The 14,928-nt window shown below is 39.2% G+C and carries 15 protein-coding genes; 3 read left to right on the top strand and 12 right to left on the bottom strand.

Features of this window, described 5'->3' with window-relative positions; all coding sequences use genetic code 11:
- The first annotated feature begins 183 nt into the window (after positions 1–183).
- The gene (locus GJU82_RS00975) at positions 184–1,200 is read left to right on the top strand and encodes a tyrosine-type recombinase/integrase (protein WP_228488505.1); all 1,017 of its coding nucleotides are present in this window, start codon (positions 184–186) and stop codon (positions 1,198–1,200) included.
- Positions 1,095–2,102, top strand: coding sequence for a transposase (locus tag GJU82_RS00980; protein WP_153630443.1), 1,008 nt, complete (start codon positions 1,095–1,097; stop codon positions 2,100–2,102). The genes GJU82_RS00975 and GJU82_RS00980 overlap by 106 nt, the downstream gene beginning before the upstream one ends.
- A gap of 269 nt (positions 2,103–2,371) precedes the next feature.
- Here GJU82_RS00980 and lgt read toward each other — a convergent pair whose 3' ends face one another.
- From lgt to GJU82_RS00995, 3 genes are all read right to left on the bottom strand, one after another.
- Complete coding sequence (gene lgt, locus GJU82_RS00985; protein ID WP_153630444.1) at positions 2,372–3,196, bottom strand: prolipoprotein diacylglyceryl transferase; 825 nt, start codon at positions 3,194–3,196, stop codon at positions 2,372–2,374.
- Between the two features lie 472 nt (positions 3,197–3,668).
- The gene (locus tag GJU82_RS00990; protein ID WP_228488507.1) at positions 3,669–4,040 is read right to left on the bottom strand and encodes a helix-turn-helix domain-containing protein; all 372 of its coding nucleotides are present in this window, start codon (positions 4,038–4,040) and stop codon (positions 3,669–3,671) included.
- Positions 3,985–4,326 carry a type II toxin-antitoxin system RelE/ParE family toxin gene (locus tag GJU82_RS00995; RefSeq protein WP_153630446.1) on the bottom strand — a complete coding sequence of 114 codons (342 nt, stop codon included), beginning with the start codon at positions 4,324–4,326 and terminating at the stop codon, positions 3,985–3,987. The genes GJU82_RS00990 and GJU82_RS00995 overlap by 56 nt, the downstream gene beginning before the upstream one ends.
- Before the next feature lie 778 nt (positions 4,327–5,104).
- On the opposite strand from GJU82_RS00995, the gene GJU82_RS01000 reads away from it, so the two are divergent.
- Complete coding sequence (locus tag GJU82_RS01000; RefSeq protein WP_153630447.1) at positions 5,105–6,814, top strand: N-6 DNA methylase; 1,710 nt, start codon at positions 5,105–5,107, stop codon at positions 6,812–6,814.
- Here GJU82_RS01000 and GJU82_RS01005 read toward each other — a convergent pair.
- The 9 genes from GJU82_RS01005 to dcp all read right to left on the bottom strand — a co-directional run bounded on the left by GJU82_RS01005 (position 6,801) and on the right by dcp (position 14,776).
- Positions 6,801–7,919, bottom strand: coding sequence for a nuclease (locus GJU82_RS01005; protein WP_153630448.1), 1,119 nt, complete (start codon positions 7,917–7,919; stop codon positions 6,801–6,803). The genes GJU82_RS01000 and GJU82_RS01005 overlap by 14 nt on opposite strands.
- Entirely contained in the window at positions 7,916–8,155 is a 240-nt protein-coding gene (locus tag GJU82_RS01010) for a helix-turn-helix domain-containing protein (RefSeq protein WP_153630449.1), read from the bottom strand. Before GJU82_RS01010 ends, GJU82_RS01005 begins: the two co-directional genes overlap by 4 nt.
- A 734-nt stretch (positions 8,156–8,889) precedes the next feature.
- The gene (locus GJU82_RS01015; RefSeq protein WP_153630450.1) at positions 8,890–9,585 is read right to left on the bottom strand and encodes a GNA1162 family protein; all 696 of its coding nucleotides are present in this window, start codon (positions 9,583–9,585) and stop codon (positions 8,890–8,892) included.
- Complete coding sequence (locus GJU82_RS01020; protein ID WP_153630451.1) at positions 9,582–9,926, bottom strand: DUF4810 domain-containing protein; 345 nt, start codon at positions 9,924–9,926, stop codon at positions 9,582–9,584. Before GJU82_RS01020 ends, GJU82_RS01015 begins: the two co-directional genes overlap by 4 nt.
- On the bottom strand, positions 9,923–10,255 hold the full coding sequence (locus GJU82_RS01025) for a hypothetical protein (RefSeq protein ID WP_153630452.1): 333 nt from the start codon (positions 10,253–10,255) through the stop codon (positions 9,923–9,925). The genes GJU82_RS01020 and GJU82_RS01025 overlap by 4 nt, the downstream gene beginning before the upstream one ends.
- Entirely contained in the window at positions 10,255–11,229 is a 975-nt protein-coding gene (locus GJU82_RS01030; RefSeq protein WP_228488508.1) for a CsgG/HfaB family protein, read from the bottom strand. Before GJU82_RS01030 ends, GJU82_RS01025 begins: the two co-directional genes overlap by 1 nt.
- Before the next feature lie 100 nt (positions 11,230–11,329).
- Positions 11,330–11,599, bottom strand: a complete 270-nt coding sequence (locus GJU82_RS17810) for a tyrosine-type recombinase/integrase (protein ID WP_373921444.1) — start codon at positions 11,597–11,599, stop codon at positions 11,330–11,332.
- Complete coding sequence (locus GJU82_RS01035; protein WP_255473916.1) at positions 11,550–12,203, bottom strand: tyrosine-type recombinase/integrase; 654 nt, start codon at positions 12,201–12,203, stop codon at positions 11,550–11,552. Before GJU82_RS01035 ends, GJU82_RS17810 begins: the two co-directional genes overlap by 50 nt.
- 428 nt (positions 12,204–12,631) lie before the next feature.
- Complete coding sequence (dcp, locus tag GJU82_RS01040; protein ID WP_153630453.1) at positions 12,632–14,776, bottom strand: peptidyl-dipeptidase Dcp; 2,145 nt, start codon at positions 14,774–14,776, stop codon at positions 12,632–12,634.
- Positions 14,777–14,928 lie beyond the last annotated feature (152 nt).

Raw genomic sequence — 14,928 nt, forward strand, 5'->3', positions numbered from 1 at the left:
ATGCTTACCGCATTCTTGTCGGCTGGCGAAAAATTTAGTGCGGAGCAAAAACTTTTCGTAAACAACTATACCCCAATGGTTTATTACCGCGCGCTGAACTAAACCCGCCTTCGCGGGTAGCCCTTTCAAAATTACCCGATTCTTCCTATACTCCGAGATTATTTACCATAAAAATTTCAGATTATGAGAAAGAAATCGGGTTTTACTATTGTTGGGCAGGCCATTATGCTTGTTCCTGAGTTTGAAAAAGTTGTCCGCAAGCTGGAGCAACAGGTTACTTTGCGCGGACAGAGCAAAAGTACATTAAATAATTATATCCGGCGTATTGCGCTGTTTGTGGTTCATTTCGGCAAGCTGCCCGAGCAGATCGACCCGGATGAAATTAACGAGTACCTGGCTGCATTGGCCCGCGACCCCAAATCCCCTTCACGCAGCAGTTTTAAACACATGGTGTACGGGTTGCGTTACTATTACCGTTTGCTGGGGATGAACAAAAATGCTATCGCTTTGCCATCGCTAAAAGGAAATACCAAACTTCCCGTTATCCTCAACCAACTGGAACTTAAAGAGCTTTTCAGCGCCCCAACGCTTCTCAAACAACGAATTGTGTTGACCTTGATTTACTCGGCCGGACTGCGTGGCCAGGAAGTGATTAACCTGAAAATCCCGGATGTGGATTTTCAGCGGAAGACTATCCACATCCGCCAAAGCAAATACAAAAAAGACCGCATTGTTCCGCTTGCCGAAAGTATGGCTGTTGGACTGAAAAAGTACCTGAAAGCCGAAAATCCCCACATATGGCTGTTTAACGGTAAAGATGCAAGCGGGAAATACAGTGTCCGTGGTTTATCGTGGGTAATGCGCGAAAACCTGAAAAAAACATCCGTCACCAAAGATGTAAACCTGCATTCGCTGCGCCATTCTTATGCCACACATCTTCTGGAACAGGGAGTCAATATTGTAACCCTGAAAGAATTGCTGGGACATGCCGAAATCACCACAACTATGATTTACCTGCATGTGGCACAATGCCCGCTGATAAAACCGCACAGTCCGCTCGACACGCTTTATAACTACCCGAAAATTGCGGGACTGTGCACTACAGTTACAATAGTTGCGGCGACAGGCATTGTCCTAAATGCCAGGCTTCAAAACAGGCTTTCTGGATTGACGCCCTGGTGCGTGGCACCCTGCCTATAAAGCATTATCATGTCATATTCACTGTGCCGCACCTCTTAAATCAGGTTTGCCTGCACAACCAAAGGATGTATTATGACCTGCTGTTTGCTTCGGTGTGGCATACGCTACGCTCATTCGGCTACTCGCATTATGGTGTGGAAAGCGGTGCAATAGCGGTTTTGCATACATGGGGACAGAACCTTTCACTGCACCCTCACATTCATTGTATTGTTCCGGCTGCCGGTTATACCCTCGACGGGAAGTGGAAAAACATCGGGCACTCCGGGAACTTCCTTTATCCAGTGCATCAACTCAGCAGTGCCTTTAAAGGAACGTTCCCCGACAGCCTGAAACGGGCTTTGCGAAAACAAAATGAGCTTTCGCTGTTTACCGAAAAAGTGCAGGCAGCATATAAAACCAAATGGGTGGTACATTGCAAACCTTCGCTGGCAGGCGCAGAACACGTGATAAAATATCTCGGACAGTACACTCACCGGGTGGCCATTACAAATGAGCGCATCCTGAACATTACCGATAATAAAGTAACGTTCATCGCAAAAGATTACCGCGACAATGCCATCAAAAAGCCGGTTACAATGGATGGAATTGAATTCCTGAGGCGGTTTACCATGCATATACTGCCCCGCCGGTTTGTTAAAATCCGTCGGTTCGGCATTTACAACCACACCACCAAACGAAACCTGGCTTTACAATTTACCGAGGAAGAGAAGCCCGGTATTGATGCGCTTATCAAACAACAAAAAACGCCTGAAACAAATGTTGAACGCTTTGCAAGGCTGACTGGCGTAAATCCCTGTATTTGTCCCGTATGTAAAACCGGCCGGATGGTTATCATAAGAGAATTGCCCCGGATACGTTCCCCCACAGGAGACACTTTTAAAAAACGGGTAAAACAAATCTAAGGAACTTTCAAATTTGCGCTCCCGGTGCAACCGGGAAAGGTATGCCATAATACCAGCAAGAATGGCAAAAAAGCAGGGTACAAGCACCAACTTGCCTGTGCCAATGGCGTGTAAAAGCGTAAAAACCTGCAATACGTCAAAGAACACCTTCATTATTCTTCTTCAAAAAATACTAAAAACCTTCAGAAAGTACATAGCTCTGAGCCCGGCTGGTGTAGTTCAACACCGACTCATCGCTGGGTCTTGCAGACCGCTCAGAGTCCTATTTATTATGCCCTGGGTTTTTTCTTCCATGTCATTATTAATAATCCTGTTAATACAAATGGGATACTTAGTAATTGCCCCATATTCATAAACATTCCATTTTCAAAGTCAACTTGATTTATTTTAAAAAATTCAATTAAGATTCTAGCAATAAATAACATAACTAAAAACAGACCAAAGATAAATCCGTCTTTTCTTTTTTCTTTATGTTTTGAATAAAACCAGAGCAATACTAAAAATATTAATAAATATGCGAATGCTTCGTAAAGTTGTGTTGGATGTCTTGGTATTAAGTCTATTCGTTCAAAGACAACACCAAAATTTGAATTTGTTGGTTCTCCAATTATTTCCGAATTCATAAAATTTCCAAAACGGATAAATGCTCCCGTAGCTGGAGTGGCAACCGCAAGTCTGTCCATTACCCATAAAAAATTGACTTTATATTTTTTACAATAAATTAGTATTGCTATCAGTACACCGATTGCACCTCCATGACTTGCTAAACCTTGATAACCAGTGAATTCAAAACTTTCTCCTGTTTTCCATTTGAAAGGTAAAATCATTTCCAAAGGATTACTCAGATAATAAGCTGGTTCATAAAATAAGCAATGTCCCAATCTTGCGCCTACAATTGTTCCAATGAAAACGAAAACCGATAATTTTTCAAGATTTTCTATCGGTTCCTTTTCTTTAAGGTAAATCTGTTTAACTATTAAATAGCCCAAAATCAATCCTATCACGAAAAGTATGCTGTAATATCTAATCGAAAATATTCCAAATAATTTGACAATTTCAGGGTCAATGTTCCAATTTATATATGATACTATCATTTAGTTAGTGTGGTTTTTTTCTTTTTTCAACCTTGGGCATACCGCTTGTTGAACTTAACCTCACTGGCGTTCGGTGGTTTTACAGGCCACCGAAAACCAGTATCTTTGAGGCATTTAATCATTTAAAATTAATTATTATGACAAATTTAAAAAAAGATTTGAACAGGAAACGGTTTTACGCAATCTAAGTGAAAGGACACGGAAAAGTTACTGGTGGCACATTGCCGATTGCAAATTCCGGAAGCGTTCGGACACCTGTTCCGGGATTTTATCGGGCCATTACCGTAAACAAAACATCGAAACGGAAAAACAACTGCTGGCACAGGAAACCGAAAAACCAAAAAGAAAAAGCCTTGGAAGATGGAATCCGTATTTTAGGGAAACAGGTAAAAAAGGCAGCAGGTAAATCAACTTACTGCCTTTTTTCAGGGCCCAACTGTGCCTTAATTCCTAAAATGCTACAAACTGTTGTTTAGGCTATTTCCAAATGAGAGTTAGCGTCAAAATCAATTGTCATTTTTACTTTTGCTTTTAAAGCATTAAAAACTTTCATTATTGTCGATAACCTAACGTCTTTTGCATTGTTTTCAATTTTAGAGATTTGAGCTTTTTGGACTCCAATTAATTCTCCTAATTGTTCCTGTGTCAAATGTTTTTCTTTCCTTGCTTTTTTTATCATTTCTCCAAGGATGTCTAATTTTAATTCAAATTCAAATTGCTCTCTTTCTGTTGAACCTTTTTCTCCAATATATTTATCTGTTAATTCGTCTAATGTGTACTTTTTCATTTTATTTTTCTCCCTTTTCTTTAAAATATTGTTTCCTAATTTTTTCAGCTTTTTCAATCTCTGATTTTGGCGTTTTTTGTGTCTTTTTAATAAATCCATGAGTCGCGACAACAAGAGTTTCTTCCATTTCTGTTTTGTCCCAAAATGCAAGAAGTCGAATTTGTTTTGTCATATATTTTGTCCTGAATTCCCAAATATTTCCATCCAGTTTTTTAAATAATTCAGGGTCATTAACATTTCTGGATTTCCAAATATTGTAGATTACCTTTTTTCTTGTTTGGTCGTCAAGGTTGTCAAGGAATTCTTTTGCCAATTCTAAAAATATTATTGCATACTTAATCATCAAAAATCAGTTTTTACAAAGATAAGCAATATTTCCTTATAGGGAAACAATATTTTGAGCGGAACAGTTTTTTCACAATTGTTTGACCGGGTAGCTTACGCCCCCAAAGAACTGTACGTGCGACCTTCACCGCATACAGCTCAGGCACTTTAAAGGCTTTCCCGGCGAAGGATACGGTGTGGACTGAAATCCTGGAATGTATCCAAAACTTCCGGCAGCCTAACTGCCCGGTATGCAAAAAAGGGAGGTTGCGTTTTGCCGGTTTGGTGAAAGATGTTCCGAGGGAACCCGGATAGTGCCTACCCTGCAAATCGTTCTTTGAAAAAATTGCTCAAACGGTTAAGCCCAACACGAATTAAAACACAATTGAGCGTGGACCCCGAATGGGAACTACCCTGAAAAAAGGCAGCAGGTAAATCAACTTACTGCCTTTTTTCAGGGCCCAACTGTGCCTTAATTCCTAAAATGCTACAAACTGTTGTTTATTCATTTCTGACTATTAATCAATTAATTAGCTCTAAAGCAATCACTTTTTTAAAACCCACCAAACTGTCTACGAAGCACAAATTTATTTTGTTTTTTTGTGCGTTGGCAAACCCTAATGCCCTGTGGGCAAATCGGGACGGCTTTGTAAGCTCTTTGACAAAGCTTTGATTTGAGCTATGGCTCGTGGGGCTTTGGCAATGTGCATACAAATAGGGCTGGCTTTAGTTAATAAATAGCTATTGCTTTTGTTGATGATTATAAGTATCTTTGCTTTGTTGATGATTATTAAATTATGAAAAAAGAAATTGACCATATTAAGCAGACTGGAGCAACCTTTACACCAAAGGAATTAGCTCTATTTTTAGCTCAGAAGCTTTCTTGTTATCAAAGTGGAGACAATCTAAAAGTACTTGACCCTGCATGTGGAGATGGAGCTTTATTAATGGCAATGGCTGAAGTTTTGCAAAAAAATAATCGGAGTTTTGAATTACATGGATTTGATTCCAATAATGAATATCTATCAATAGGCAAAGAAAACTTATTAATTAATAATCATATCAAAAATGCTAATCTAACTTTAGCTGATTTTCTTGAAGTTGTTGATTTAAAGAAAAAACAACTATCATTATTTGACAATGATTCTAGTTCTGTTAACGAATTTGCCGATTTAATAATCGCTAATCCTCCTTATGTGCGTACACAAATATTAGGAGCAGACCAATCTCAATTACTTTCAAAAAAATTTGGTTTAAAAGGTCGAGTTGATTTATACTATCCTTTTCTGATTGCCATGACACATGCTTTAAAAGAGAATGGTTTAATCGGTGTAATAACTTCAAATCGTTATTTATCAACAAAAAGTGGTGAAAGTGTCCGTAAATTTTTAACTGACAATTATGAAGTATTAGAAGTTATTGACCTTGGTGACACAAAACTCTTCGATGCGGCTGTTTTACCAGCAATTTTTATTGGACGTAAAAAATCTAATGTAACTAATACAACGTCAAAGTTTTATAAGATATATGAAGAATTAAATGGATATGAAGGGGAATTAATTCCAGAAAATTCTGTTTTCGATGTTTTAAATTCTGAAAATGATGGTTTTTTTAGTGTCGGTGAAAAACGGTTAAAAAAATCATCTGGTATTTTAAAGTTTAGTAAAACAAAAGAAAATACATGGACAATGCTTTCAAAGAAAGAAGGCTCGTGGGTTTCTGAGATTGAAAGCAATTCTAAAACTTTTATTAAAGACCATTTTAAAGTTCGTGTTGGCATAAAAACAACTGCTGACAAAGTATTTATAAGTGACAAATGGGCTGATTTAAACGGAACCAAACCTGAAGATGAATTATTAAAAGAATTAATTTCTCAAGAAAACATAAAACCTTGGGGTTCATGTGATAAGAAAAAACTAAAAGTGCTTTATCCTCATTATTCAAAAGATGGAAAGAAATATACAATCAACCTTGAAAAGTACCCAAAAGCTAAAGCTTATTTTCTTAGTCACGAAGAAAAACTTAAAAGTCGAAAATATTTAATTGATGCAGGTAGAAACTGGTTTGAAATTTGGGTGCCTCAGAATCCATCCTTTTGGAATTTACCAAAAATAGTTTTTCCTGACATTAGTACTGGTCCTAGATTTTATTACGACAATACTGGTAAAATTGTAAATGGTAATTGTTATTGGATTGTTGCAGAAAAAGAAGCGGATAACAATATATTATTACTAATCCAAGGAATAGCAAATTCGAAGCTAATGACAAAGTATCACGACTTAGTTTTTAATAATAAGCTTTATTCTGGCCGCAGACGCTATTTTTCACAATATGTTGAAAATTATCCACTTCCTGATATTGACACAATTGAATCCAGAGATATTATTAATACCGTTAAGCAAATTAATGGAACGGATGATGAAAAAACAATTTCCAAGTTGACCAAAGTTTTAGAAAATCAAGTAGCAAAAGCTTATAATGTTTCGACAGTTATTAATCTGGATTAACAACTACTTTTCCCTTGTACTTATCGAAAAAATCCATAGGAATAGACCTTTGGCACTTATAACTTTGGTCTGACACGTAAGAAAAAACTTCACCCAATTTTTCTCCTGGACTTAGAATGATTCCCTCAATTATTTCAGTTTTAGGATTTGTCAAGGCAATCAGGTATCTTATATCGAAAGTCGTGATATTTAATTCTTCATTAATAACTTCCTCTTTTTCAGGTGAAAACTTACCTAAATCTACCGTTTGGGTATCTTGAACTTTAACTTCCAGTAACTGATTGGGAATATCTGGAAAAGCACCATAGAGTAAATCAGAATTTGTTGGCTCGTAGCCAAGTAGTTCCAGAACCTTTCTTTCTAATGATTGACCTCTGTTTTTTGTTGAATCTGCAGCAAGTTTATATCCTATTAATTTTTCGGCAACCATTGTTTTAATTAATTCAATTGCCAAAACTTCGTTTGACTTTGCTTCTTCAACCATGTTATCTTTTGGAGGTTCAAAATCGTGTCTGATTAAATATGATAGCTTTTTAGAATCTTTGAAGAACATAATTTTACTTTCGCTATCGTAAATATTTTTCCTGATTTTGGATGAGATTAATAGTTGATGTTTGATTGTAGGTTTCCCAAATTTCCCAAACTTTTTAACTATGTACTCTGGAGTTGCAATGATAACACATGATACTTTCTTAGTTTCGATATCCACCTTAGTCATTACGAAACGTACATCGTTGCATTTTAAACTTTCTCCAGATTCATATTTTATCAGAAGAGTTTTACTAGCTGGTATTCGATTCCAAACTTGAAGATTGTAAGAAGAACCGCTTGTAACAATATATGTATCAATAAATTCACGAACTATTTTTGGGATTCCTTTCTTTTTGGGAGGAACAATTTCGTAACCATCATCAAAAGCGGGCTCAGGGAAAGGATATTCTTCTAAAGTTTTTGCAATAAGTTTTCGATTATTGGAACCATCTGTTCTTGATTTCCCAGTTAAAATAAACTCTCGACCAATCATAGAGCTTAATCTCTTTTGTAGTTCGTCCAGAGATGTTAGTGCTAGAGGAGATTTAGCAGGAATTTTAAATAAATTATTCATATTTCTATTTCTAATAATTCTGAAATAGAAACATTGAGTGCTTTAGCTAATTTATTTAAGTTAATTAATGCAATATTCCGTTCTCCTCTTTCAACTGAACCAATATATGTTCTATCAAGATTGCATTCAAATGAAAGCTTTTCTTGAGACAATCCAGCTTCAATTCTAAAGTGTCTAATTCGCTCACCAACTTTTTGTAATAACTCTTTATCCTCAATCGTGTAAGATGTTTCCATTTCACATTAAATTTTGAACAAAGATTGCGAAAAGATGATTATAAGACTACGGACGATAAGTATCAATCAAGTTGTACTGCCGAAAAATTGCACTCTTTTGCAAATTTTGGTTTGCGTGTCAGCCCGAGCGATTTGCAAATGTGTGCAATGTGCGTGGGCTTCCCAAACTGCCCCAAAGGGCAGACGCGGGCTAACAAAAACTAATTTTTTCTTGCACCAACCTACAATCAATGAGACAATATTTTCAATCCGTTTTTTCAAATTCTAAACAGGTTATTTCTGTGTAATTCGGTCTCTTAGCCTGCCCAACGGTAAATTGTAAGCTATTGAAAAAGTTCAAAAATACAAATAAACTTTACATAGTAGCGAAATAACAAGTGTGTATTTTTCCAGAGGAATAGACAGAAGGGAAAAGCTTTTACCAGGGGATCCCTTGTCAACCACGGGTTGGTTAGGGCAAGGAGTCAGCAGAGGCCATAGTAGTTGCCAGTAACGAGCCGATGAATGAAGCGGAGGTCTCACAAGACAATGAAGGGCTGAACGTTAAACAGTTGCAAATACCGAACGGATCCGCCATCTGGCGGAAGCCGCCGGTAGGCACAACAGGAAAGTATTTCCCATTGTTTAACGAACCGCGTAGTACGAGACCCGTATGCTATGTGGTGTGAGAGGCTCTCCCCGTCAGCTAATTACTGGCGGGGCAGTCTACTCGATTAGGCAACGTAATTCATTGTCTATCTGTATTTTGAGTTTAGATTTACTTTGAAAATCTTTTTGCCAGCAGGTAGTTCTCCGTCCGTTTCATAAGTTGTACTATATTTTCCTGCAGGTAAATCCTTAAACGTGTAAGCGTTGCAAGCTCTTGCTACGTCAACATATTTTGTTACCGCGGTATTTATTGCTGATGTTGCAATATCAGCTAACGCACCCCAAACACCGCCAACACTCGTTGAAACGGAAGCATCGTAAGTTACATCACCAGTTCTTGTATAAACTACCTCATTTGTTTTGGTTGATTTGATAATATATTCTACTTGTACATAAACTTTTGCTGCAAGCCCTGATTTGTCCCATTTATGAATTATTGTAAATACAGCTAGGTCAGCACCAAATACATCACCAAACTTAGTAAGAGGAGAATTTAAAAAAAGCTCCGCATCATAAGCGCTTTCCTTTTTTAGGATTTCCATTGAAAGAAAAGTAGGAATAACATAATAACCTGCGTTAGCGATGGGAATATTTAATGTTGAGTGAAAATACTCCTTTGCTTCAACATTTGTACTCCTATTTATAGGAGGCATAAGTAAAACGGTTAACGGCTTTTCGTCATACATACCTTTATAGGCTGCTGACTTTGCAATTGGTGCGGTTGTAGTACAACTTGTTAATAATGCGGCTGCTAATATGATGAAAGAAATTATTTTTTTCATTTTTCAATCATTTTTAAGATTCTATCAATAAATATTTTTGATTCAGGATATAAAGCAACCTCTTTTAACAACATTGCTTTACCTTCTTCTGTATTATTAGCTTGAAGTAATACATAGCCATAATCGGCGTAAACACCTGGGGGGACAACCCCTCTGGAACCTTTCTGTTTTTCAATAATATTTTGATAGGTTTCGATTAATTCTTGAGTTGATTTTTCATCACTATTTTTTAGATAATTGTAGCTGGTGATTTCATAATTATCCCAAGAATACAAAGGTTTCTGCGTTGTGCATGATGCCAACATTAAAACAGTTATAGAAATGAATAGTATTTTTTTCACGGTAAAATTATTTTTTTAGTTTCTTGTGCTGAAACGAATATTTTTTTCTTGAAAACTACATTGTTATTGTTGGATACAGTAACAATATGTGTTCCTGTGGATATTGAATAGACCTTGCCTTTAGGCCGGTTAGCATGGTCTTTGTTTACTTCTGCCTTAAATGTACTTTTGTCGTCAATACTGACATCGACACCGCCAGAATAATTACTAGGTTTTCCAATGAATTCCAGGAATGATTCGTTTTCTAAACCTGTGGACAAAGTTTTTACACCTGTGCAACCAGTAAGAAATATCAAACCAATTGCCATTACAAAAAGTATCTTTTTCATTATTTAATCTCCTTTATATAGTACTTACTTAAATTTTGTTTGTCTATGCTACCCTCAGTAAATGTAACCATAGAAAATTCGCTTTGTGGATTTTCACCCCCGGTAAAATCTATTCTGATTTTTCCAACGGATTTTCCAGGTAATTCCATCATCATGCCTGTTTGAGGATTTTTAACCCTTTTGCCTTTCTCAACAACTTCATAAATGTCTCCGACCTTCAAGCCTTGACTTTTCCCACCTGAAATTAAGATTCCGTCTTCATCATACGAGAGAACGTATGATTTCCAAGGTCTGTCCATACAGTTATTAATAATGTTTTCAACCAATTTTGAAATTGCTGCTGAAATTGCTTTATCACTCAAGGTAGCGTCATAATCAGTTCGTTCTCCTAAGCCCATAACTGTTTTATTTGTAGTTTCCGCTTCTCCTTTAGCCTCTTCGGAATAGATAATCTGTCCGGTAGAAACATCAACCAAACGTATGCTTACACCAGCTTGCACAGTTTGAGTTTTACTTCTTGAAAATGCGTTAACATCACCAACATTTTTTCTTCCAAATTCAGTTACAGAACCAATAATTAAGTAGTCTGCACCAACTTTTTGTAGACCTTCATTTCCAGCGAGTTTTAATTCCTCCATTATTTTATCCATATCCTGACGTTCTAACAAGATAAATTTGTTTGTCGATGCCAGTTTAGTGGATAAAATATCAACTGCCTGCTTTCCAATTGGGTCGTTATCTTTGTCATAGAATACGCCTTTAGCATACTGAGTCTCATTCGAAAAACGAGCAATAGCAACTTTTCGCTTTAATGCCTGATCCTCTTGCTTTACTTCTTGAATTTGTGGCTCTACTTTCACCACTTTTTGCTGTGTCGTACAGCTAAATGCAATTGTAACAATCGCAATTCCAATTAATGTTTTGTTCATTTGATTAAAATTAAAAGTTGATACTATGGTCTTTTTGTCTTTCATTATGTTGCCAATTAGTGTGTATCAATATTGTTGTTATTTCTCTTATGCCAGTTGATAAGTTGTTGTTATACACCCATATTGGGATGTATTGTGTACATTGTTATGTTGAATTTTCGAAAAGTTCATCCAATGGATTTTTAATCTTTTCAATATATCGTTTTGAAATATGGGTGTAAATCTCCGTTGTTGTACTCGGTTCATGTCCTAATATTGTTTGTATGTAACGGATGTCAACTCCCTGTTCCAACAAATGTGTGGCAAATGAGTGACGCAGCATGTGCGGGGTCACCCGTTTGCGAATGCCGGCTTTAGTACTGGCCTCATGTAAAATTTTCGCAATGCTTGTCGGGCTGTACGGCGTGCCCGGCACCAGGCCCTTCAAATAGCCATGTCTGGGGCTTATACCTTTTGAAATACGCCCGTAACTGCAATAATAAAGGCGCAGAGAGCAAACTGTACCGGTCTTTCTTTCCTTTCGCTCCTTCAATTCGGATTAGCCCCCTTTGAGAATCAATGTCTGTAGGCCTTAAATGGATCAATTCGCTTCTACGCAACCCGGCTGAATAAATGAGCGATAAAATGCATTTATGCTTAATGTTGCTGCACTTTGTTATGATTTGCTGTATTTCTGGTTTGCTAAGTACAGACGGTAACGGATTTGCTTCGCGGGGACGGCCTATGGAAAGGGAAAGTCGCTCCCCTTTAATGACTTTTTCTTTTTTGGGTGGTTTCTTCCTTTCTTGTTTCAGTCCGGAATAGTCAATAAAAGCCATCCCCTTCAGGGACTCAAAAAAGGCATGCAAATCCAACTGCCCTTCCGGCACGTACCAACATCCCATCGTTTGGCCCCAGCGTGCACCGGCTACCTGCTTTACCTGCTCAATCACCTTCTGGTCGTAGTCAAACCCAAAAGTAACCACTGTTTTATCACGGTGACGGGCTTTTTCAAGTACGATGATCAGGTCTGTTGGCATTCTGTTAGTTATTTCAGTTCCTCAATGTAGAAAAAATTGCTCAAAACCGGGCATCGGGGTCCCCATCCAAACCCCTTTTTCGTTTATCAAAATTTTCGTTCACCTGGCAGATCCGGCCGTTCACCATAAAAAATCGGCCATTCGTCTAAATGTTTGGCACAAAAGAGTTTTTTTACTTAAGTTGAAAACTCATTCGTTTACAGGACAGGAAAACGGGAACTTTTGAGCGATGTGGGAACAGCGGGGCCGGAAGGCAGGAGGTTTTCTTTTTTTGTGCCCAAAACGAACATGAACGTTCTCTGAGGAATTATTGCATTCAGGAGTAGGTTAAAAAGGTCCTGACGGCTCTCTACAACGAATACCCCCCGACTCCATTCTCAGGAACCAGGGGGTAGTTTTTTATGCTTTCTGAACCGGTTCAGAAAGAGTTACTTCAGCAAACCACGTTTTTTTAACATCGGGGTAATCTCCGGATCGCGTCCGCGGAAGTCGTTGTACATTTTGTTGTAATCTTCGGTGTTGCCACGCGACAAAATCATGTCGCGGAAACGCTGACCATTGGCACGGGTCAAACCGCCATTCTCTTCAAACCATGCATAGGCATCGTTGTCCAGCATTTCGGCCCACAGGTAAGCGTAGTAACCGGCAGCATAACCATTTCCCCAGATGTGAAGGAAATAAGAAGAGCGGTAACGCGGCGGGACTTGTTCCAGGTTCAGGTGTGTTTTCTGCAGGGCGTTGGCCTCGAACTGATCCACATTTTTGATGGAGTCGCCGGCTGGAATGGTGTGCCATTGCATATCCAGTTCGGCAGCAGCCAGCAATTCGGTCAGAGCGTAACCCTGGTTGAACGTCGCTGATTTCTTGATTTTGTCCACCAATTCTTTCGGCATCGGTTTGCCGGTTTTGTAATTGATGGCGTAGCGCTTGAATACTTTCGGGTACATTGCCCAGTGCTCGTTAAACTGTGACGGGAATTCTACGAAGTCGCGGGCAACATTTGTTCCCGAAAGACTCGGATACTCCTCGTTGGCAAAGAAGCCGTGCAATGCGTGACCAAATTCGTGGAACATGGTGGTTACATCGTCGAAGCTAAGCAGTGCCGGTTGTCCCGGAGCCGGTTTGGTGAAGTTACATACGTTGTAAATTACCGGTTTGGTGTTCAGTAATTTCGACTGGCCGATGATGTTATCCATCCAGGCACCGCCCGATTTGTTGTCGCGTTTGAAGTAATCGCAGTAGAACAAACCAATGGTGGTGCTGTCCTTGTCGATCACGTCGAAAACACGAACATCTTCCTGGTAAACCGGAATGTCGTGACGCTCTTTGAAGCTCAGGCCGTACAGTTCGTGTGCGGCATAGAACACCCCGTTTTCCAGTACGTTGTTCAGCTCGAAATAAGGTTTGATCTGACTTTCGTCGAGGTCATATTTGGCTTTGCGCACTTTTTCGGCGTAGAAGTTCCAGTCCCAGGGTTGCAGTTTGAAACCGCCTTTTTCCTTGTCGATGACTTTCTGAATTTCGGCGGCTTCGCCTTTGGCTTTCGCGGTAGCGGACGGAACGAGTTTGTCTAGGAAGTTCTCAACAGCTTCGGGCGTTTTAGCCATCTGGTCCTGTAGTTTCCAGGCAGCATAATTACTGAAGCCTAACAATTTTGCCTGCTCTGCACGGATTTCCGCTAAGCGGGAAATGATGGCACGGGTATCATCGCTGTCGCCTTTTTCGGCGCGGGTCCACGAGTGTTCAAAGAGTTCGTGGCGCACGGCGCGGTCGGTGAGCGATTGCAATGCCGGCTGCTGTGTGGTATTCTGCAGTGGAACCAGGTATTTGCCATCCATGTTATTGGCTTTGGCATCCTGGGCTGCAGCCTGTATTTCATTATCCGAAAGTCCGGCCAGCTTTGCTTTGTTATCTACTACCATGGCTCCGTCTTTGGCTGCTGCCATCAGGCGGTTGGTGAATTGGGCGCTGAGCGTGGCTTCTTCTTCGTTTAATTTTTTGAGTTTGGTCTTGTCGGTTTCCGAAAGATTGGCGCCGGCCAGTTCAAATTGCTGGTAGTAATATTCAACCAGTCGTTTCGATTCCGGATCGAGGTTCATGTTGTTACGCTGGTTGTATAACCGTTTCACGCGGTAGAACAGCTCTTTGTTAAGATAAATGGCATCCTCGTGTGCTGCCAGTTTCGGTGCCTCTTCTTCTCCTATCTTTTGAAGGGTAGGATTGGTGTTGGCCCCGGCCAGTAAGTTGAAAACGCCATATACGCGTTTCAAGGTCTGACCGCTTTTCTCAAGGGCTACCAGTGTATTTTCGAAGGTAGGGCCTTCCGGATTGTTGGCAATTTTAATGGCTTCGGATAATTGTTCTTTCATTCCGGCTTCCATGGCAGGCTGAAAATCGCTGTCTTTTATTTTAGTGAAGTCCGGGGCGCCAAAAGGCAGGGTGCTGGGTTTCATAAAGGGGTTGTTGCTCAAATCGGTGGTTTTTTTATCGGCTGATTTGCCGCTGTTGCCATTGCTGCAGGACGTTATTACAACCGCCAGCGCAATAAGCAGAAAAGAAAGATGTCGTTTCATGTGCTTGTTTTTACTTTTTAGTTACCACATGGAATTCACACGATTGGGAAATACTGATTTCTATTGGAACTTCCTGTAATCATGTTCATTTCATCCTGTTTGTTTTAAAATTTGAATGAATAAATGCGTTTGTATCGGCTCCAATCTAACTG

It is taken from the genome of Prolixibacter sp. SD074 (assembly GCF_009617895.1).
Classification (GTDB): Bacteria; Bacteroidota; Bacteroidia; order Bacteroidales; family Prolixibacteraceae; genus Prolixibacter.

What these genes read in the sequence shown, in the direction of transcription:
- GJU82_RS01000 (WP_153630447.1), top strand. Translation starts at nt 5,105, where the DNA reads ATGAAAAAAGAAATTGACCATATTAAGCAGACTGGAGCAACCTTTACA.
- GJU82_RS01025 (WP_153630452.1), bottom strand. Translation starts at nt 10,255, where the DNA reads ATGAAAAAGATACTTTTTGTAATGGCAATTGGTTTGATATTTCTTACT.
- GJU82_RS00995 (WP_153630446.1), bottom strand. Translation starts at nt 4,326, where the DNA reads ATGATTAAGTATGCAATAATATTTTTAGAATTGGCAAAAGAATTCCTT.
- dcp (WP_153630453.1), bottom strand. Translation starts at nt 14,776, where the DNA reads ATGAAACGACATCTTTCTTTTCTGCTTATTGCGCTGGCGGTTGTAATA.
- GJU82_RS01010 (WP_153630449.1), bottom strand. Translation starts at nt 8,155, where the DNA reads ATGGAAACATCTTACACGATTGAGGATAAAGAGTTATTACAAAAAGTT.
- GJU82_RS00975 (WP_228488505.1), top strand. Translation starts at nt 184, where the DNA reads ATGAGAAAGAAATCGGGTTTTACTATTGTTGGGCAGGCCATTATGCTT.
- GJU82_RS01035 (WP_255473916.1), bottom strand. Translation starts at nt 12,203, where the DNA reads ATGCCAACAGACCTGATCATCGTACTTGAAAAAGCCCGTCACCGTGAT.
- GJU82_RS01030 (WP_228488508.1), bottom strand. Translation starts at nt 11,229, where the DNA reads ATGAAAGACAAAAAGACCATAGTATCAACTTTTAATTTTAATCAAATG.
- GJU82_RS01005 (WP_153630448.1), bottom strand. Translation starts at nt 7,919, where the DNA reads ATGAATAATTTATTTAAAATTCCTGCTAAATCTCCTCTAGCACTAACA.
- lgt (WP_153630444.1), bottom strand. Translation starts at nt 3,196, where the DNA reads ATGATAGTATCATATATAAATTGGAACATTGACCCTGAAATTGTCAAA.
- GJU82_RS01015 (WP_153630450.1), bottom strand. Translation starts at nt 9,585, where the DNA reads ATGAAAAAAATAATTTCTTTCATCATATTAGCAGCCGCATTATTAACA.